This is a genomic window from Acinetobacter sp. MYb10 (assembly GCF_002980175.2).
Taxonomy (GTDB): Bacteria; Pseudomonadota; Gammaproteobacteria; order Pseudomonadales; family Moraxellaceae; genus Acinetobacter; species Acinetobacter guillouiae.
In genome coordinates this window covers 1,984,153-2,002,712 of record NZ_CP058272.1, presented here as the reverse complement: position 1 = coordinate 2,002,712, position 18,560 = coordinate 1,984,153, and the positions used below count along the sequence as shown (strand labels likewise).

Below are 18,560 nucleotides of genomic sequence, written 5' to 3'. Positions count from 1 at the left end.
CCTACAGCTCACTAAGGAGAGGCGAATGCCACATCAGCATACTGGCATCGACAAAGCGCAAATATTGACAGAGGCTTTGCCATATATTCAACGATTTTCAGGTAAAACACTCGTTGTAAAATATGGTGGCAATGCAATGACTGATCCAGAGTTGGAAAGCTCATTTGCTCGCGATATCGTTTTACTCAAAACTGTAGGTTTAAATCCGATTGTCGTACATGGTGGTGGTCCACAAGTAGATTCATTGCTTAAACAGTTGGGCCGTGAGTCTGATCGTATTGATGGAATGCGGGTAACGGATCCTGCAACCATGGAAGTGGTCGAGATGGTTTTAGGCGGCAGCGTCAATAAATCTATCGTTAATCTGATTAATCAGCATGGTGGACGTGCCATTGGTTTAACGGGTAAAGACGGTAATTTATTGCGTGCTCAAAAGCTCTTGATGGAAAAGACACTTGCAGATGGTACAGTCACGCAAATTGACTTGGGTCTAGTTGGGGAAGTGACTGGGGTTAAAACTGACGTTTTAGAAATGTTTACCCAAAGTGATTTTATTCCAGTGATTGCGCCTTTAGGTGTAGATGAAGACGGTCAAACTTATAATATCAATGCAGACTTAGTCGCAGGTAAAGTGGCAGAAGCTTTGGGCGCGGAAAAATTGATTCTATTGACCAATATATCAGGTGTTTTAGATGAAAATAAAAACCTCCTGACTGGACTAAGTACTCAAGAAGTCGATCGTCTCATTGAAACTGGGGTGATTTACGGGGGGATGATTCCTAAAGTGGGTTGTGCCTTAGATGCGGTTAAAGGTGGGGTTGTGAGTGCGCACATTGTAGATGGGCGGGTACCTCATGCAACACTCTTAGAAATCTTTACCGATCATGGTGTAGGAACGTTAATTACCAACCGTGCCAAGCCTCAGAAATAATTTTTAATCAGTACATTATTTTTCTTCAAAAGCCAGTGTAAAACATTGGCTTTTTTGTTTTGCCGATTTTATTTCAAATTAACCATTCATAGCGTGTTTTTAAACGGTCATTTTTTCGTCATATAAGTGTCATCGGGATTGCCTAGTGTAAGTAAAAGCTCAAGGAGTCGAAAATATGTTCGCAAAATTAAATCAGTATCGTCAGAACTTCCAGAACTTAAATTTACCGTTACCAAAACCTAAAAAAGCACAATCACAATATAAATTTGAATGGGTTGAAGACCTGAAACAACTCAAAGAAGTACAAAAATTTCGTGCAGTACAATTCGCAGATCAGTTTGGCATTACATTTGAAAATGGATTAGATCAAGATTTATATGACCTTGATTGTGAGCATGCGGTATTACGTGATAAATGGAGCAATGAGATTGTTGCCTATACACGTCTGAAGTTGATTCAGGGGCATGAGCTTGCACGTAGTTATAGCGCACAAGAATTTGATGTTTCTCAACTTTCACATCTATCCAATATTGTGGAAATAGGCCGTACGTGTGTACATCCGCGTTATCGTAATGGACGTGCATTGTCGATGTTGTGGTTAAATTTGGTTCCGACAGTGCTATGGAAAATGAAAGCAAAACACTTAATGGGATGTGTCAGTATCCGTTTGGAAGACAATAAGGCACGTGCTTACTATACGCATCAGCATTTGAAGAAAATGACTGCCAAACAGTCGATTGATATAAAGGCAAATCCCGCTTTTGAACCGAGCCATCCAGAGTATAGCTTTCCACAAGATGAACGAATTCCAAAGTTGTTTGATGTCTATTTGAAAATGAATGCGCGTTTATCGAAACAGGCATATCACGATGAAGCATTTAATTGTTTAGATTATTTTGTCTTTTTAGATGTCAATGAAATTGCCAAAAACTTTGTTTTAAACAAAATGGTTAATCGCTGAGTGTCCGAAAAATAAGGGTACTTAGAGTTTGATATCCTAAAAGTACCCAAATCATTTTGCTGATCTGGGTTAGGTCATGGGTATAATATGCATCTGTTTGCAGTTATTTTCAGTTATTGAGATTTGCAAGCAGCTGCGTAGTCATGCACAATATTCTTATAAATAAAATGTTGTATGAATACACTATGTGCCAATTGCTTGGAATGAACTGCGCTGCTCCCACTGATATTACTTTTTCGTTTCGTGGGTTTTCTCAACGTGCAGGAATAACCTCTGATCATTCTGATGGGTTTGGCATTGCCTTTTTTGAAGATAAAGCATGTCGTTTATTTGTCGACAATCAATCTGCAGTCTTGTCACCGATTGCTGAACTGGTACGTAACTATCCAATCAAATCACGGAATGTGATTGCGCATATTCGCAAAGCAACTCAAGGTAAAATCACCTTAGAAAACTCCCACCCCTTTATTCGTGAGTTATGGGGTAGACAGTGGATTTTTGCGCACAATGGTGATTTACATAACTTTCATCCACATTTGTCAGGGCGTTTTACCCCTGTAGGCAGTACCGACAGTGAGCTGGCATTTTGTTATTTGCTTGAACAACTGGTTTTAAGATTTGGTTATTTTGAACCGAGTTTAAATGATGTATTTGCCTTGCTTGAAGAAATTTCACCTAAAATTGCAGAATATGGCACTTTTAATTTTTGCCTCTCCAATGGACAAGCATTGTTTAGTTATGCGACAACGAAGCTGCATTGGATTGTACGCGAGTATCCATTTACATATGCACGCTTGGTCGATATTGATGTCGATATTGATTTTAGTCAATTTACGACAAAAGAAGATCGTGTTGCCGTGATTACCACAGAGCCATTAACTCAAAATGAAGTTTGGACCGCATACCAACCTGGTGAGATGATTTTATTTAAAGATGGTCAAGTGATAAAAACAGCAACAACACATGTTGAAAGACTTGCTCGTGAGGCTGCTGATCCAAGTTTGGTTAGAGTCACCAAGGCAGATCAATATTAGTTTGATCTGAATGAATTCATATGATGATTGGGGGGAGGTGTTATTCGCTAACTCCATGTTTTTCAAGTATAAATCATTGTAAAAATAAAAAACAATTCAATTTAACTAGCCCATTCAGGTTTTTATAGGTACTTTTGTACTAGCTATAGATGCAAGAATTATCTTAGATCGATAGCAATTTCCTTATCATTCGGTTACAGGGTTTTTTTCACTAAATCCTGTAAAAATTACTTCGAATTATTTATTGTAAATCGCATTATTTTGAATGATCAAAGTCTCATATTAAATTGTATAGGATGGTCATCTTTGATACTTAACGGAGTATTTTGATGCTACTACAACAAACAGAAGACAATCAAAATAATAATGTTTAATCATATTCTCTTGAAAAAAATGAGTAATAATATCGTTATAATTGTTTAAATATTAAAGTTGTTTCATAAATCAAAAAATGATTATGTGGCATGAATCATATTGGTATTGAAAGTTCCTTCTCGCTTTGGGAGAAGGCTAGGATGAGGGCGCTTTTATGTTGATTTATGGTTTTAAAAAGGACTTATGAAAGAAGTCTATTATATAAAATTGTCGTGATAAAATTTATATTTCAACTCTTTTAAGAGTAAATCATGAAATAAGCGGAATAAAAATAGAAAATAAATTTCACTTGAATAAAGAAATTATTTAAAAATATAACAAAATCACAAAAGAATATTTTTTGTGATTTTGCAAAAATAATCTTAGTTTGCTTTTATCACGAGAGATCGTATAAAAATATTATTTGAGTGGTTGTTTAAAATTTTCGATTACACAATCATTTATTCATTCTAAATAATAAATATAGACAATCAATAAAATTATTTAAACTTAATAATTGGTTAAAAAATATCTTACTCTTTTAGTGCGGATTAAAATATTATCTAAGTATAAACAATAACTTAATTTATTTCATAGTTTTTTTAATGAATCCCGACTAATACAGTTCATTTTTATTTAGAGAGATAGCCGTTAATATGGTTGCTGAAGGTCAAGACATTATTTTAAGGTGATCGTATGAAGATGAGATGGATTCCAGAATATAATACGGGTATCGATGTGATCGACGATCAACATAAACGGATTTTGGATTATATCAATGAAATTGATGAAATCGGTATGGCAACGGACCGTACTCGTATTAAGCAAATTCTTGATAATATTATTGACTATACACAATCCCATTTTACCTTTGAAGAAAGCTTACAAGAAGAAGCGGGTTATAAATACCGTGTTCCTCATAAACGCGTACATGACTTATTTATTAAACGTATCGAAAGTTATCGTACCAGTTTTGAAGAAGGGCATTCTATAGAAAAAGAATTGCATGAAGTATTGTCTAAATGGTTAATTAATCATATTCAGCATGATGATGCAGATTATGTAGGGGCTGTAAAATTAAATATGATGGGGATCATTAAAGAAAACGAAAAGAAAAAAGGCAAAAATTGGTTTGCAAGATTTTTTTCATAATTTACAGGCATTTTATGATTGTGAAATTATGGGAATCACCAGCTCTCTAACTAAAAAAATTCAGAGGGGATAAAAAGAAATAACAAGGATTATAACAATATCTAGCGCAGCAAATCATCGAGGGGTGATTTGCTTTTTTCTTTTAAGCTTTGATTTTCAGCATCGACAAAGGCAAAATAGCAGAACTTTTTACGAAACACCTCATGCAGGATTATTCTATGTCACGATGGTTATCGCCGCTCATGGCATTTTGTTTATCATTTATGATTATCGCAGGTTTAGCTCCAAGTCTGGGTATTCAAATTGATCGACAAATTGATTTTTGGATATTGTGGTTAGTGTCAATGCTGGTGTTGGCATTGCCGATTACTTATTTAGAAGTTGCTTTAGCAAAGCGTTCTAAAACAACTGCACTCAATGCCTTGTCTAGCTTAACTCGTGATGCTGATGCATCACAATCGTGGCGTATTGTGGGTTGGCTGGCTGTTATTTTTATTCCATTCTTAGCGGGTGGGATTTTATCGAATATCAGTCAAAGTGCTGTGCAGATTGCGAATTTACCGATAGAAGGCCATCTGTTATTTGCAGGTGTCGCTGTGGTGGCTTTTGCTTTGTCTTTTGCGCCTCGTCAAATTTTAGTGGGTTTGATCACGATAGGCGTGCTGCTTTCTTTAATCCTTGCACAGATTTTCGGTACACACTTACAGGCTTGGCATGTTACTCCTGTAGAGTTTAAGGAGTGGGGCAATGCAACGATTTTAGCCCTTGTGGCCACAGGTCTCGGTTTAGGCTTGTATTGGCAAACTAGCTTGTTGAATGTTCAACAGAATAATGAGGCATCTAAAACAGCTTTACCGATTTGGATTGCGCAATTGGTTGCTGTGATTGCCTTTGGTTTTTTTGCGGCTTCAGCACAAATCCCTGCCTATACTTTATTATTTACTGCAGTCATTTCAGCCGCGTTATTATTACAACTAGGCAAAGAACAGTTAGCTCAACGTCAAGTCGCAATACTTATTCAATTTGTAGTGTTGTTGCTGGGATTGTTCACTTGGGCAATTCCAAACATTGCAGTGCTGTTTAATCCATTGCTGATGATTTGGGGCTTGGTCATTTGCTTGATTTATTCGATCTTTGTGGGTTGGATCATGAAAATCAGCCATCTACGTAAAGCAATCAATTTTAGTTCAGAAGCATTTTATAATATTTGGCGTATTGCGGTACGAATTGTTTTACCTTTGAGTATTGTGTTGGCATTGGTATCCTATATTGGACAGTTAATTTAAGGGTCAAGGTGAATCTCGTGGCAAAGATTTGGGTGGCATATGCTGCCGAAAAGCAACAATTTCACATTGAGTTACAATTTTCTCAAGGCATGACGATTGCCGATGCAATTGCGCAAAGTGGATTGGCGCAACAAGTAGAATTACCTGAAAATTTTAGTTTCGGTATTTTCGGAGTGAAAATAAAAGCGCAATCGCATTTGCTACAAGCAGGTGATCGTGTTGAAATTTATAGAGCTTTAACGATTAATCCAAAAGATATTCGTCGCAATCGCGCAAAAGCAAATCCTGTCGGACGTTACTGCCGTGGCAATCGCTATCAACAATTGTTATTTAAATAAGGCGTTATTTACAATAATCGCTTTAAACAATTGAATGCATATGAAAAACCCCTCATTGAGGGGTTTCTTTTTATCGCAAAGTGTCTATAGTGGGGGCGCATTCAATATTGCTTCTTTAGAAGCAGGTAAACCAGGTTGAGACTCAGGAATGGTTTCTAAACCTTCAATTTTGTTTACGACACCTGATTGATCAAAATAAACCTTTAAATGTTGGCCATGTGCTGCGGGAATCTTCGCTTTTTTCGCGTAAGTTCCTGGGATATAGTTGTAAATGTAATCCCATCGTCCTGGATTCAATGGATCTGAGACTGTTGGGCTACCCAACAAGAACTGTACTTGTTGGTAGGTCATACCGACTTGAATTTTTGAAGCTTGAGCTTGGGTTAACGGTGTTCCCTGAGGAATATCGACTTTGTATACTCCAAATACAGAACAACCACCAAGTAAAGAAGCGACGAATAACGTCAGCATGATTTTTTGCATTTTGCTACACTATCCCAAATTAATTATGATGCAATTGATCCAAGGATAGATCATACTGCATCTCAACTCTGTTGCATATTCCAACTTAAAATTTGTTGAGAGACCTTTTTATATGCCTATTTCAAATCAAGATTTACGCAAAGCTGGACTTAAAGTTACCCTACCACGAATCAAGATTTTGGAATTATTAGAAAATTCAAGACAACACCACTTGAGCGCGGAAGACATTTATAAAACATTACTCGAACAAGGTGAAGATGTCGGTCTAGCGACCGTATATCGTGTGTTAACACAATTTGAAGCTGCTGGAATTATCCAGCGCCATCATTTCGAAAACAATCATTCTGTTTTTGAAATTATGCAAGAAGATCATCATGATCATTTGGTTTGTCAAAATTGTAATAAAGTCGTTGAATTTACTAATGAAACCATCGAGCATGAGCAACATTCGGTAGCTGAGAAACACGGCTTTCAATTGACTGGACATTCTTTGAATCTGTACGGTTATTGTGATGAACCTGCATGTCAGGAAGCTTATCGTAAGCGCTAGAATCACATAAATACAACAAATGAAGAGGGGGCTTAACTAAGCCCCCTCTTTTTTTATCAGCTTATTTTTTGCTTTTGAACTATTGTCCATCAAAGGTGAGTTTGCTATTTGAATTGAGTAGCTGTGCACCACCTTCTTCATCCAATTTGATTTGTAGACGTAAATCATTTGGAGAATCAGCATGTTTAAGTGCGTCTTTATAGGTAATTTGTCCCGCTTTATAGAGGTCAAATAAAGCTTGGTCAAATGTCTGCATACCTAATTCACGAGAGCGCTTCATCAAATCCTTAATTTCATGTACATCACCTTTACGGATTAAGTCTGAAACTAACGGTGAGTTGATGAGAATTTCAATTGCAGCACGACGAGAATTACCGTCTGGTGTTGGAATCAATTGTTGCGCAACCATGGCTTTGAGGTTAAGTGATAGATCCATAAACAACTGGCTATGACGGTCAGACTCAAAGAAGTGAATAATTCGGTCAATTGCTTGGTTGGCGTTGTTGGCATGCAGTGTGGCAAAGACTAAGTGACCTGTTTCAGCAAAAGCGATGGCATAGTCCATTGTTTCACGAGAACGGATCTCACCAATTAAGATCACATCTGGGGCTTGACGCAAAGTATTCTTAAGTGCAATTTCAAAAGAATCTGTATCAATTCCCACTTCACGTTGGGTAATAATACATCCTGCATGTTCGTGTACAAATTCAATTGGGTCTTCAATGGTGATGATATGACCTTTAGAATTTTGATTGCGATAACCAATGATGGATGCAAGCGAAGTTGATTTACCTGTCCCTGTTGCACCAACAAAGATAATGATCCCACGTTTGGTCATTGCGAGATCTTTAAGGATAGGCGGTAATTTAAGCTCATCCATGGTCGGAATTTGAGTTTCAATACGACGCAAAACCATTCCAGGCATATCACGTTGTTGAAAAGCGCTGACACGGAAACGCGCAGTTTTATCGCGATTGGTAATGGCAAAGTTACACTCACGCGTCTCAGCAAATTCTTTGCGCTGCTTTTCACTCATAATAGAGTTAAGCAATTGCATAATAATTTCGCCGTTTAACTTGGTTTTTACCACAGGAACAATTTGACCATTAATTTTCATTGATGGTTCAACATCCGCGGTAATAAATAAGTCTGATGCTTTTTGCTCAATCATCATGTTGAGCAAGTCATTAAAGTCCATCTTTTTTAAACCTCAATAATCCATTTTATAAGAATGATTCTGGTTGTTTTGCTACATTTCTTGCAACTTGAGGACTAATAACACCTTTGGCGACCAGTGTTTTTAAACTCTGATCCAATGTGGTCATACCATAGTTTGCACCGGTTTGAATTGCTGAATACATCTGTGCAACTTTGTTTTCACGAATCAAGTTACGAATTGCAGGAATACCAATCATGATTTCATGTGCTGCAACTCGTCCGCCACCATTCTTTTTCAGCAGGGTCTGTGAAATAACCGCTTGTAATGATTCTGATAACATGGCACGGACCATGTCTTTTTCTTCAGCAGGGAATACGTCAATCACACGGTCAATGGTTTTTGCCGCTGATGTGGTGTGTAGTGTACCGAAAACCAAGTGACCTGTTTCTGCTGCAGTTAAAGCCAGGCGAATGGTTTCAAGGTCACGCATCTCACCAACCAAGATAATGTCAGGGTCTTCACGTAATGCAGAACGCAGTGCTTCATTAAAGCCATGTGTATCTCGATGCACTTCACGTTGGTTGATAAGGCACTTTTTAGATTGGTGTACAAATTCGATTGGATCTTCGACCGTTAAAATATGGTCATAGCGACTGTCATTAATAAAGTCAATCATAGAGGCCAATGTGGTTGATTTACCGGAACCTGTTGGACCTGTTACAAGGATCAAACCACGGGGTAACTCACAAAGATCCTTAAAGATTTGTCCTAAACCTAAATCTTCCATGGTCAATACTTTGGAAGGAATGGTACGAAATACAGCACCCGCACCACGGTTTTGGTTGAATGCGTTGACACGGAAACGGGCAATACCTGGAACTTCAAATGAGAAGTCAGTTTCTAATTGTTCTTCAAAATCACGACGTTGTTTATCATTCATGATGTCATAAACCAGTCTGTGAACTTCTTTATGTTCCAGTGCTGGTAAATTGATACGACGGACCTCACCATCGACACGAATCATCGGTGGCATACCTGCTGAAAGGTGTAAGTCAGATGCACCGTTTTTGACGGAAAACGCCAATAATTCTGTAATATCCATAATGTCCCCGAATAAAAACCTATTTGCCTAGGGGGTGTAGATTATTCATCTATGCTTGCGACTAAGCCTGTTTTTTAGGGTTACTAGGCGCGAAGTACGAAATTTAGTTATTCTAAATGAGTAGTTCGTAACGACGTAGCAGTTAAAAACAGCAAAGTCCCAGGGGGTTGTGGCTAAAATTATCTCAAACTGCGTTATGAAATTTGAAAATAGTCTTGCTATTCTCTACATTCCATTCCTTGTTTGCTCAATTTTAGCCTACAACGCAAGCTATTTATGAACGATCAACACACCCTCATTATTTTGTAGAATAATAAGGCCTTTCACTCAGCATAACCAACAATTTCATTGCTTGGAAGCTGAAATTTTTATGAAATGAGAACCTTGTCAATGAATGATCTAAATCAAGCTCGAAATCATGTACTCGCGCAAATTCAGCAGGCCTGTTTGGCTGCAAATCGAGATGTGAGTCAGGTACAGTTGTTGGCAGTTTCCAAGACACATCCAAGTACGTTATTAAAAGAAATGTATGTTACGGGTCAGCGTGCTTTTGGCGAGAATTATTTACAAGAAGCGCTCGAAAAAATTGAAGATTTAAAAGATTTAGAGATCGAATGGCACTTTATTGGTCATGTGCAGCGCAATAAAACCAAGCATCTTGCTGAAAAGTTTGCGTGGGTGCATGGAGTTGATCGTTTTATCATTGCAGAGCGTCTCTCAAATCAACGAGAAGCTACTCAAACACCATTAAATATTTGCTTGCAAGTCAATATTGATGCACAAGATAGTAAAGATGGTTGTCAGCCTGATGATGTGGCAGATCTGGTGAAACAAATCAGTCAATTAAAGAATTTAAAGTTACGTGGTTTAATGGTGATTCCTGCACCTGATCATCCGCAAGCATTCAGTGATGCAAAGCAATTATTTGATCAGGTTAAAGTTCATCATGCGCATGCTGAAGATTGGGATACGTTGAGCATGGGGATGTCTGGAGATATGGTAGAAGCCATTGCCGCAGGGTCAACCATGGTACGTATCGGGACGGCTTTGTTTGGTGCACGAGATTATTCAAGTCAGCGTTAAAGGTCAGACTAAAACTGGCTTGGAGGCTGACTTAATTTTCGCTGGGTTTAAGTTTATTTTAATTTAGATTTAATGCTGTAAACGTATAAGGCATCAATAATTCTAATCCGTTGAGATTGTTGATGACTATTTTTCATGTACTTATTCTTGCCATCATACAAGGGTTTGCAGAACTGCTGCCTGTATCCAGTTCAGCGCATGTGATTGTGGCTGAAAAATTGATGGGTTTTGACCCATCAGCGCCTGATATGACGTTTTTATTGGTGATGCTACATACAGGAACCATGTTTGCGGTCATTGTGTATTTTTGGAAGTCTTGGCGCACAACCTATTTTTCGTCATGGGATCGTTTTAAAAAACAAGCATGGTTTGTGATTGTTGCAACAGGCATCACGGGCGTACTCGGATTGGCACTGCAATCGATGATCAAACATGTTTTTTTGCTGGGGCAAACCACTTTGAAATTGAGCAATTGTTTAGCAATTCAAAATTAATGGCTGCTGCTTTAGCTTCTGCTGGTGTATTGATTATTTTATCCTCTCGATTAGATCGTGGACAGGTTGGTGATGTGACGATGAAAAGTGCGGCATGGATTGGTGCAGTTCAAGCTTTATGCTTGCCGTTCCGTGGTTTTTCACGTTCAGGTGCAACAATTTCAACAGGATTATTTTTAGGTGTCGCTCGCCAAAAAGCGGAAGAGTTTAGTTTTGCCTTGGCAGTGGTGTTAACCCCAGCGGTGATTGTAAAAGAGCTTTATCGATTGCTACATGCCGAGAATTTTCAAAGTATTCATTTAGCTCAACTGCTTTTACCCAGCATGTTTGGGATGCTGTTTAGCTTTATTGCAGGTCTTGTTGCTTTAAAATGGCTATCGAGTTGGCTTGAACATGGCCGCTGGCATTTCTTTGGTATTTATTGTCTGATTTTTTCAGCTGTCGTTTTACTCATCGGTTAAATATAGGCTTTCAAATACTGACTTTTCAATATGTCACTCTTTTTAATATCTCACTTTAAATTTAAGCGTTCAATCCAGTGTGAAAATATTGAACGCTATGGGTCATTTTTCCTATTAGTATTAGACTTCTTTGCTTAAGTCGAGTACAAAAATAATGCGGAATTATATGTATAGCGAATGATTTTTAAGAGTGATAGGGAAGTTTATGTCTGCATATTATCAATTGATTCAGCGTCATATCGATGAGCAGGGTGTAGTGACTGCACATTATCAATCGACACATCATGCTCAAGGGGCTTGGAATGCGCATGAGCAACATATGGCACCAGCGACAGGGGTTATTTGTGCTGAATTAGAGCAGTTTTCACCTCGAAATGATGTTCGAATTGGTCGTATAAGTTTAGATATTCTTGGATTAATTGCGGGTGGTGAATTTTATATTCGGACAAAAGTGATTCGTGCTGGCAAGACCATTGAACTGATTGAATCCGAAATGGTTACACAAGGTAAAATAAGCATTGTGGCGAGAACTTGGCGCATGATGACCAATAATAGTCAAATTGTTGCAGGTTTAGAGGATCAATCTATTGGTACGCCTGAACAGTTACCAATTTGGGATGAAATACGTCAATGGCCTGGTGGCTATATTCATTCGATTGAAGCAAGGACTGAGCAACGTCGACAAGGAGCTGGTATTGTGTGGCTTAGCAATACTTTGGATATGGTTGAAGGTCGACCGACATCGTCATTTGTGAAGTTAATGGGAATGATCGATACTGCAAATGGTGTCGTGGCGAGACAAACACCCCCTTTTAATTGGGGCTTTCCAAACTTAGATTTACAAATTCATTTATATCGTTTGCCTCAAGGTCAATGGTTAGGTTTAGAAACCGTACAACAATATGGTGACGATGGTATTGGTTTAACCAGTTCCGTCTTACATGATATTTATGGGCCATTTGGACGTAGTGAACAGATTCTAACTCTAAGACCTATACAAGCTGAGTAGTTGCATCAATGAAATCAAAAACTGTATTTCTACATACAGTTTTTTGATTTGTGTTGGTATTTATTCTTTTGAATAGTAATTAGATTTTTACATTGGCTAAGATAAATCACTATAAAAAAACAATTCTATGTACTGGTAAAATGAAGCTGATGAGTATCCGTTTAAGCATTTGGAATTTACTTTAAGGCAAACTATTCAGTTAACTTTTTTAAAATATACTCAACAATTCTAGATGTAATATGATCCTCAATTTGACTATACTGATTTGAATAAAATTTAAAAACTGGAAATAGAATATGTATAAATCCAAACTATTATTATGGTTATGTCTTTGTGCTTTAATCAGTGCTTGTAGTACTGCAAAATATTCTTCAACTCAGGATGCTACTTCGCAAGAAATCGAATCTGCACCATCACCTACCTCAGCAACAGCTAAGGCTGCACCAGCGCCTATTTCCAATCAAAATCGAGTAAAGTCAGAAGAGCGTTTGGGGACGAAATGGGGAGATGACGTGAGTTCGTATGTGACTCAAGTTGATTTAAAACGTTTAAGTAGTAATCCTATTGATGAAACTCAAATTCGTTATGCCAGTAAGCAATTTTCAGGACGCAGTATTAACAGCATTTCTTTAGCCGCTGGAAAAATTAGCTTTTCTGTTGTAGATGATCGTGGGCGAATTTTACCACTATATCGCGATGGTGAGCGTTATTATCTCTCAGCCCGTGATGGACAAAGCTATCAATTGCGTTATGCCAATACCAGTAGCCAAACCTTTGAAGTTGTTGCAAGTGTCGATGGCCTAGATGTTCTTAATGGAAGTAAAGCTTCACGTTCAAATAGTGGTTATGTGTTAAGACCTTATAGCTCATTTGCGATTGAAGGTTTTAGAAAAAGTAACTCATCTGTAGCTTCATTTATTTTTAGTAAGCCAAATGATGCTTATGCTGCCAACTCTGCCAGTGGTTCTATTCAAAATACTGGTGTGATTGGTACAGTGGTGTATGAGTTAAAAGCACCTAAATACGATCTACCCAAAAAATCTAAGGATACTTATGCGCCTGCACCAAATGCCTTTCCTGCGGATTAATTAAAAATATTAAGAAGTGAGAGGGATCACATTATCCCTCTTATTTTTTGAGATGTTATAATGTTACATAATTGCAATAATTTAAAAATAGCGCAGTCAAAACAGCTGCGATATTATGACTTTGATAATAATCTACGTAACTTATAAACTTTAAAATAGGTTTTATAATGAAAAATATAAATATATTTCTCTGCCTTTTGTTGTGTATTTTTCTAGCTGCATGTTCGAAAAAATCAGATGAAAGCGCATCACAATCTCAAACCGAAGCGACCAGTGCAGATGCAGCTGCTGAAGCAGCCAACAATCAAGTTGCAGCTGACGAAAAGTTAGGCACAAAGTGGGGTGATGAAATTGATTCCCATGTGACTGAAGTGCAGTTAAAGCGTAAATCTGATTCACCTCTTGCTGAAACTATCGTGCAATATGCAGATAAGAACTACAAAGGTAAAACGATCAATTCAATTTCTATTGCCGCAGGAAAAGTGAGTTTTTCTGTTGTAGATGATCGTGGAAACCGAATTCCAATATATCGTGTTGGACAAAGCTACTATTTGTCAGGGCGTGAAGGGCAAAGCTATCAACTTCAGTATGAAAATAACACAGCGAAAACCTTTGAAGTGGTTGCCAGTGTTGATGGTGTAGATGTCATAGATGGCAGTGAGGCATCCCGAAGTAATTCTGGTTATGTATTACATGCACATGATTCTTTGAAAATTGAAGGTTTCCGTAAGAGTGAATCTGCTGTTGCTTCTTTCACTTTTAGTAAGCCTAAAGATGCGTATGCTGCGAATTCAGAGAATGGTTCAATTCAGAATGCTGGTGTAATTGGTACGGTTTTATATGAGTTGGAAGCACCAGAAGATGAGGCTAAACCCGTGAGTAAATATGCACCTCCACCAAATGCATTTCCAGCAGATCGTTAATTTATTCATTTATAATGAGAATAGGCATTCTTAAAATAAAGAATGCCTATTATTTTTAAACTTAATGAAATTAAATGAAAACTATAAAGAGTTTTAATACAATGAAATTACTAAAAATATGCACTGTAATCTTAATGGGCATGGTATCTATGCAAGTATTTGCAAATCCTATTGAAGATCAATATAAAACCCTTATTACGCCTCAGCCCAGTTATGCCAAATTTCAAGAAAACTTTGATACGATCCTTGGTAAAATTGAAGAAATAACTGAACGCGTAACTCAAATACAGGACAAATCTGAGCTTTATCCTATGTGTGTCGCAATACAAAGCTCGATCACTGCTATGAAAAATAATCAAAAATATAAGGCTCAATATGATCGTGACTATAAGCAGTTTGATACGACATTTGATGAAACTTTAGCAGAAGCTACACAAGGCTTAAGTGATAAAAATGAAATTTGTGATCAAGCTAAGCAAGCGTATTTAGAACATAAATAAATGCGTTGAATTTAGGTTTTAGAAGAGGAGGTCCTCCTCATTTATTTTAACTCACCACTTCAATCGTACTTGCACCCGCCCCTAAAGGACGCACCTGAATTTGCACAGGAATACGTTCATGCATTTCCTGTATATGTGAAATCAATACAACTTTACGTCCTTGATTCTGCAATTGATCTAATGCATTCATGACCATATGTAAAGAAGATGCATCCAATGTTCCAAACCCTTCATCAATAAAGAGAGATTCAATTTTCATTGAACCTGATGCCATATTGGCAATTGCCAAAGATAAGGCAAGGGCAGTTAAGAATGATTCACCTCCTGAAAGTGAGGCAACAGAACGGGTTTCACCATCCATATCATGGTCAATGATGGCAAGGCTGAGTGAGTTATCTAACCGCTTTAAGGTATAACGTTGAGACAACATCGCCAATTGTTGGTTGGCGTGTTCGAGTAAAATATCCAGATTATACTGCTGTGCATAATCACGGAATTTTTTACCGGTCGCATCTCCCATTAAGCCTGAAATTTTGCCCCAGCGATGTTCTTCCTGTTGTACTTGTTGAACCTGATCAGCAAATTGCTTTTGCTTAGTAAGATTTTGCTGATGCAATTCAAGTTTGAGTTTTAACTGATCGCGGATTTCAAATTGGGTTTTTAAAGCATTCACATTATCCAAAATCAATTGTTGTAGCTGTTCAAAATCAATTTCGGGTTGATGGAGCTTATGTTCGATTAATTGCTCTTGTATGGTGTTAAGTGCTGAGTTGGCCTCATTTAACATTCGTTCAGCATGTTGCAGTTGTTGGCGAATCTGTTGTTCTTGTACCGCCGTGATTTGAGCCAAGTGCTCTAAATCATCAGGCTGAAAAGCTGGATGCTGAGTGAGCCATTGCTGAATATCCTGATTCACTTGATTGAGGCTATTCTGATTGTGTTGTTGCTGGGCTTTAAGTTGTTCGAGCTGACTTTTTTCCTGCTCAAATTGATTGCGTAATTGGTTAAAACTTTGCTTTTGTTGTTGGTAAAGCGTCTGGGTTTTCTGGTATTCATGCTCATACTGAGTTAACCATTCATTCGGCTTAACCTCTGTTAATCCTGTCATGCTATGAATGAGTCGATTTGCCAATTCTGTATTTTGTTGCCCTTTTAGTTTTATCTCGTTCAAGCTGTGAGCAGTTTCAGAAATCTGTTTGGTTGCATTCGCTATATTGAGTTGAGCTGTATTGAGTTGCTGTAGATATTGATCATGCTGTTTCGACAATAACTCAAATTGTTCAAGTTGTTGTGTACGCGTATTTAATTGACTCAAGATATGTTGTGCAGTCTGTACGCTGTGCTGTTGCCAGGTATCTTTTTCACGGTCAGCTAAGCAATTGACAATATGCTGAACCTGATTGTGTAGGTTATTGGCATTTTGCAATAGATGTTCAGTGTGCTGAATGCTTTGACTTAATTGCTGCTGAATTTTGATGTTTTGAACGCATTGCTTAGATTGCATTTCAAACTGTTGAATATCAAGCTGATATTGCTGGGTAAGTTGCTCCAATTGCTGCTTGATTTCAGATTGTGTCTGAGTTAAGTCCACTGGGATTTGGGCAGATTGACCTTGTTCAATACATTGGTGTTGTGTGATCGTGATTTTTTCAGACACATTTCGGATAGATGACTTGAACTGTTCCTGTTCGACACTTAATTTGGTCAAGTTTTGTTGAGCCGCTTGCCAAAGGTTAAATGTTTGTTGTTCTTTGAGCGTGGCTTGTTGTTCCTGTTGCTGTTGTAGCTCAAACAGTACTTTAGATACAGCAGAATCATCAAGACGATAGGGATGAGAAATGCTTCCACAGACAACACAAGCTTGACCATCTACTAATTCAGCTCTTAAATGTTCTACATTTTCAGTATGTAATAAGCGTTGTTGTTGTAGAACCTCTTGCAGTTTTAAACGGGCTTGTTTCGCCGTTTGGAAATCTTGTTCAGCCTGTATTGTGGTTTTTTCAAGTTGTTGAAATTGCGCTGAGCAACGATTCAATTGGTCATTGAGTTGCTGGGATTCAATCTTTAATTCAAAAAACTGGGCTAATTTTTGTTGTAACGTAGCCAATTGGTTGAGTTGGCTCAGTTTCGATTCACGTTGTTGGCGTGTTTGTTCAAGCTGAGTTTCAAGTTGCTCCGCAGTTCCAAATTGATGAATTGAATCTTGTAATTTTGTTTTTTGCTCAATTAATCTCGTTTCAGCTTGAGACAGATTCCCTAATTGATTTTCAATAGATTGATAGTGCTGAATAAATTGAGTTAACTGTTGCACATGTGCAGTTAAACCTTTATCCAAACTTGAGAACTGTTGAGTGTCTGCAAGTTGCTGATTTAAAATATTTCGTTTTTCTGTAATCTGCTGAATATGATGTTCTAGTTGTTGTTGTTGATTGAGTAGTGGAGTTTTAGACGATTCTAAATCATTTAATCTGGTCTGAATTTTCTTAAATTCGACCCCAATAAAATCCCGCTCCTGAATACATTTCCGTACTTCACTCAAAGACTCACGATGGGTATTTTCGAAATTTTGTTGTTCAGTTAAAGTGCTTTCAGTTTGGAGAAAACGGGTCTTTTCAGTGTCAAATTGAACTTGTAATGCATCAAAAAGCTGTTGTTGTTTTTGAATTTGTGGTGCGAGTTGCTGTTCGGTTTTTATCAGTTGTTGCTTTTGAAAAAGACTAGAGCGAATCTCTGAGAATATTTCTAAACGATTTAAACGTTCACGCTCAGGGATTAAGCCTTGTTGCGTCTGTAATTGTGTATCAAGCAACTGTTGCTTAACGACAATTTCATCATTCAGTTTTTGTTTACGCTCAAACCATTGCTGCTGTTTTTCAAGTTGCGATTTTTCATCTTCAAGTTTTTTATAGTCTTGATTGATATGTTGGAATTGTATGTGTAATTCAGCGGCATCTTCCTCAGAGAGGAGTTCAATATGACCGAGAAGATTTTCCAATTCCTTACGTTTTGATGCTACCAATTTGGTTTTTTCATAGGCCAATTGGCCGACTTTTCCAAAAATGGATGAATTGGTTAAATACTCAAGTAATTCACCACGTTCATTGTCACGTGCTTTTAAGAAGGCTGTAACTTCGGACTGTGCCAAAAGAACTGCACGGGTAAATTGCTCAAAACTCAGTTGGGTAATTTTGTAAATCGCTGATTCAACGGCTTTGGCTTTATCTGCTACTACTGTTCCATCGGTTAAGCATTTTAAATAGCGTTGGACACTTTGTAGTTTTCCATCTGCTTTTTCACGGGAACGTTTAAGTTCCCAGTGTGCCAAATAATGCTTTTGGTCTTGTGCCACAAAACATAATTCAGCAAAGCCGTGTGCGGTACCACGCCGTAGTACAGTCAGTGGCGAGTTGGTTAAAAGTTCAGAGCCATCAACATCCTGTAATTTACCATCACTGTCTTTTAAACGTGGGATTTTATTAAACAGAGCAAGGCACATGGCATCCAAAATGGTTGATTTTCCTGCTCCTGTTTTTCCAACAATCGCCACTAAACCTGCTGAAGCTAAAGGTTCAGATTCAAAATCTATAAAATGTTCACCCGAAAGAGACGCGAGATTTTTGAGTCGTATAGATAAAATTTTCACGGCAAACTC

16 protein-coding genes and 1 pseudogene are annotated in these 18,560 nt (G+C 37.8%); 13 read left to right on the top strand and 4 right to left on the bottom strand.

The window, feature by feature from the left end; genetic code table 11:
• Positions 1–25: 25 nt before the first annotated feature.
• The 6 genes from argB (at position 26) to CQZ96_RS09440 (ending at position 6,056) form a co-directional block, all read left to right on the top strand.
• Complete coding sequence (gene argB, locus CQZ96_RS09465; RefSeq protein WP_004722746.1) at positions 26–931, top strand: acetylglutamate kinase; 906 nt, start codon at positions 26–28, stop codon at positions 929–931.
• A 175-nt stretch (positions 932–1,106) separates the two neighbouring features.
• The gene (locus CQZ96_RS09460) at positions 1,107–1,892 is read left to right on the top strand and encodes a GNAT family N-acetyltransferase (RefSeq protein ID WP_105713223.1); all 786 of its coding nucleotides are present in this window, start codon (positions 1,107–1,109) and stop codon (positions 1,890–1,892) included.
• Between the two features lie 185 nt (positions 1,893–2,077).
• On the top strand, positions 2,078–2,926 hold the full coding sequence (locus CQZ96_RS09455) for a class II glutamine amidotransferase (protein WP_016539214.1): 849 nt from the start codon (positions 2,078–2,080) through the stop codon (positions 2,924–2,926).
• 1,050 nt (positions 2,927–3,976) lie between these two features.
• On the top strand, positions 3,977–4,432 hold the full coding sequence (locus CQZ96_RS09450) for a bacteriohemerythrin (protein ID WP_056514616.1): 456 nt from the start codon (positions 3,977–3,979) through the stop codon (positions 4,430–4,432).
• A 218-nt stretch (positions 4,433–4,650) separates the two neighbouring features.
• Positions 4,651–5,718, top strand: coding sequence for a hypothetical protein (locus CQZ96_RS09445; RefSeq protein ID WP_105713222.1), 1,068 nt, complete (start codon positions 4,651–4,653; stop codon positions 5,716–5,718).
• Positions 5,719–5,726: 8 nt separating this feature from the next.
• Positions 5,727–6,056: an RnfH family protein gene (locus CQZ96_RS09440; RefSeq protein WP_035371671.1), complete on the top strand. Its 330-nt coding sequence runs from the start codon at positions 5,727–5,729 to the stop codon at positions 6,054–6,056.
• Between the two features lie 84 nt (positions 6,057–6,140).
• Here the strand turns inward: CQZ96_RS09440 and CQZ96_RS09435 are convergent, their stop codons facing one another.
• Entirely contained in the window at positions 6,141–6,539 is a 399-nt protein-coding gene (locus CQZ96_RS09435; protein WP_004722739.1) for an outer membrane protein assembly factor BamE, read from the bottom strand.
• Positions 6,540–6,651: 112 nt separating this feature from the next.
• Here CQZ96_RS09435 and fur point away from each other — a divergent pair, with 112 nt between their 5' ends.
• Positions 6,652–7,089: a ferric iron uptake transcriptional regulator gene (fur, locus tag CQZ96_RS09430; protein WP_004722737.1), complete on the top strand. Its 438-nt coding sequence runs from the start codon at positions 6,652–6,654 to the stop codon at positions 7,087–7,089.
• A 79-nt stretch (positions 7,090–7,168) separates the two neighbouring features.
• Here the strand turns inward: fur and CQZ96_RS09425 are convergent, their stop codons facing one another.
• Together CQZ96_RS09425 and CQZ96_RS09420 are read right to left on the bottom strand one after the other, a co-directional pair.
• Positions 7,169–8,287 carry a PilT/PilU family type 4a pilus ATPase gene (locus tag CQZ96_RS09425; protein WP_004722736.1) on the bottom strand — a complete coding sequence of 373 codons (1,119 nt, stop codon included), beginning with the start codon at positions 8,285–8,287 and terminating at the stop codon, positions 7,169–7,171.
• A 25-nt stretch (positions 8,288–8,312) separates the two neighbouring features.
• Complete coding sequence (locus CQZ96_RS09420; RefSeq protein WP_004722735.1) at positions 8,313–9,350, bottom strand: type IV pilus twitching motility protein PilT; 1,038 nt, start codon at positions 9,348–9,350, stop codon at positions 8,313–8,315.
• Positions 9,351–9,740: 390 nt separating this feature from the next.
• Here CQZ96_RS09420 and CQZ96_RS09415 point away from each other — a divergent pair, with 390 nt between their 5' ends.
• The 6 genes and pseudogenes from CQZ96_RS09415 to CQZ96_RS09390 all read left to right on the top strand — a co-directional run bounded on the left by CQZ96_RS09415 (position 9,741) and on the right by CQZ96_RS09390 (position 14,908).
• Complete coding sequence (locus CQZ96_RS09415; RefSeq protein ID WP_004722732.1) at positions 9,741–10,433, top strand: YggS family pyridoxal phosphate-dependent enzyme; 693 nt, start codon at positions 9,741–9,743, stop codon at positions 10,431–10,433.
• 122 nt (positions 10,434–10,555) lie between these two features.
• Positions 10,556–11,388: pseudogene (locus CQZ96_RS09410) on the top strand (undecaprenyl-diphosphate phosphatase).
• A gap of 205 nt (positions 11,389–11,593) precedes the next feature.
• A complete protein-coding gene (locus CQZ96_RS09405; RefSeq protein ID WP_004722728.1) occupies positions 11,594–12,397 on the top strand; it encodes a thioesterase family protein in 804 nt (267 codons plus the stop codon).
• A 296-nt stretch (positions 12,398–12,693) separates the two neighbouring features.
• The gene (locus CQZ96_RS09400; RefSeq protein ID WP_004722726.1) at positions 12,694–13,485 is read left to right on the top strand and encodes a hypothetical protein; all 792 of its coding nucleotides are present in this window, start codon (positions 12,694–12,696) and stop codon (positions 13,483–13,485) included.
• Positions 13,486–13,652: 167 nt separating this feature from the next.
• Complete coding sequence (locus CQZ96_RS09395) at positions 13,653–14,408, top strand: hypothetical protein (protein WP_105713221.1); 756 nt, start codon at positions 13,653–13,655, stop codon at positions 14,406–14,408.
• Positions 14,409–14,509: 101 nt separating this feature from the next.
• Complete coding sequence (locus tag CQZ96_RS09390) at positions 14,510–14,908, top strand: hypothetical protein (protein ID WP_105713220.1); 399 nt, start codon at positions 14,510–14,512, stop codon at positions 14,906–14,908.
• A 46-nt stretch (positions 14,909–14,954) separates the two neighbouring features.
• Here the strand turns inward: CQZ96_RS09390 and CQZ96_RS09385 are convergent, their stop codons facing one another.
• Positions 14,955–18,551 carry an AAA family ATPase gene (locus CQZ96_RS09385; protein ID WP_004722720.1) on the bottom strand — a complete coding sequence of 1,199 codons (3,597 nt, stop codon included), beginning with the start codon at positions 18,549–18,551 and terminating at the stop codon, positions 14,955–14,957.
• Between the last annotated feature and the right edge of the window lie 9 nt (positions 18,552–18,560).

Bases quoted from the DNA above. Each gene is read 5' to 3' on its own strand.
- CQZ96_RS09395 (WP_105713221.1), top strand. From the start codon at position 13,653: ATGAAAAATATAAATATATTTCTCTGCCTTTTGTTGTGTATTTTTCTA.
- CQZ96_RS09415 (WP_004722732.1), top strand. From the start codon at position 9,741: ATGAATGATCTAAATCAAGCTCGAAATCATGTACTCGCGCAAATTCAG.
- CQZ96_RS09405 (WP_004722728.1), top strand. From the start codon at position 11,594: ATGTCTGCATATTATCAATTGATTCAGCGTCATATCGATGAGCAGGGT.
- CQZ96_RS09425 (WP_004722736.1), bottom strand. From the start codon at position 8,287: ATGGACTTTAATGACTTGCTCAACATGATGATTGAGCAAAAAGCATCA.
- CQZ96_RS09420 (WP_004722735.1), bottom strand. From the start codon at position 9,350: ATGGATATTACAGAATTATTGGCGTTTTCCGTCAAAAACGGTGCATCT.
- fur (WP_004722737.1), top strand. From the start codon at position 6,652: ATGCCTATTTCAAATCAAGATTTACGCAAAGCTGGACTTAAAGTTACC.
- CQZ96_RS09435 (WP_004722739.1), bottom strand. From the start codon at position 6,539: ATGCAAAAAATCATGCTGACGTTATTCGTCGCTTCTTTACTTGGTGGT.
- CQZ96_RS09445 (WP_105713222.1), top strand. From the start codon at position 4,651: ATGTCACGATGGTTATCGCCGCTCATGGCATTTTGTTTATCATTTATG.
- CQZ96_RS09460 (WP_105713223.1), top strand. From the start codon at position 1,107: ATGTTCGCAAAATTAAATCAGTATCGTCAGAACTTCCAGAACTTAAAT.
- CQZ96_RS09400 (WP_004722726.1), top strand. From the start codon at position 12,694: ATGTATAAATCCAAACTATTATTATGGTTATGTCTTTGTGCTTTAATC.
- CQZ96_RS09450 (WP_056514616.1), top strand. From the start codon at position 3,977: ATGAAGATGAGATGGATTCCAGAATATAATACGGGTATCGATGTGATC.
- CQZ96_RS09455 (WP_016539214.1), top strand. From the start codon at position 2,078: ATGTGCCAATTGCTTGGAATGAACTGCGCTGCTCCCACTGATATTACT.
- CQZ96_RS09390 (WP_105713220.1), top strand. From the start codon at position 14,510: ATGAAATTACTAAAAATATGCACTGTAATCTTAATGGGCATGGTATCT.
- argB (WP_004722746.1), top strand. From the start codon at position 26: ATGCCACATCAGCATACTGGCATCGACAAAGCGCAAATATTGACAGAG.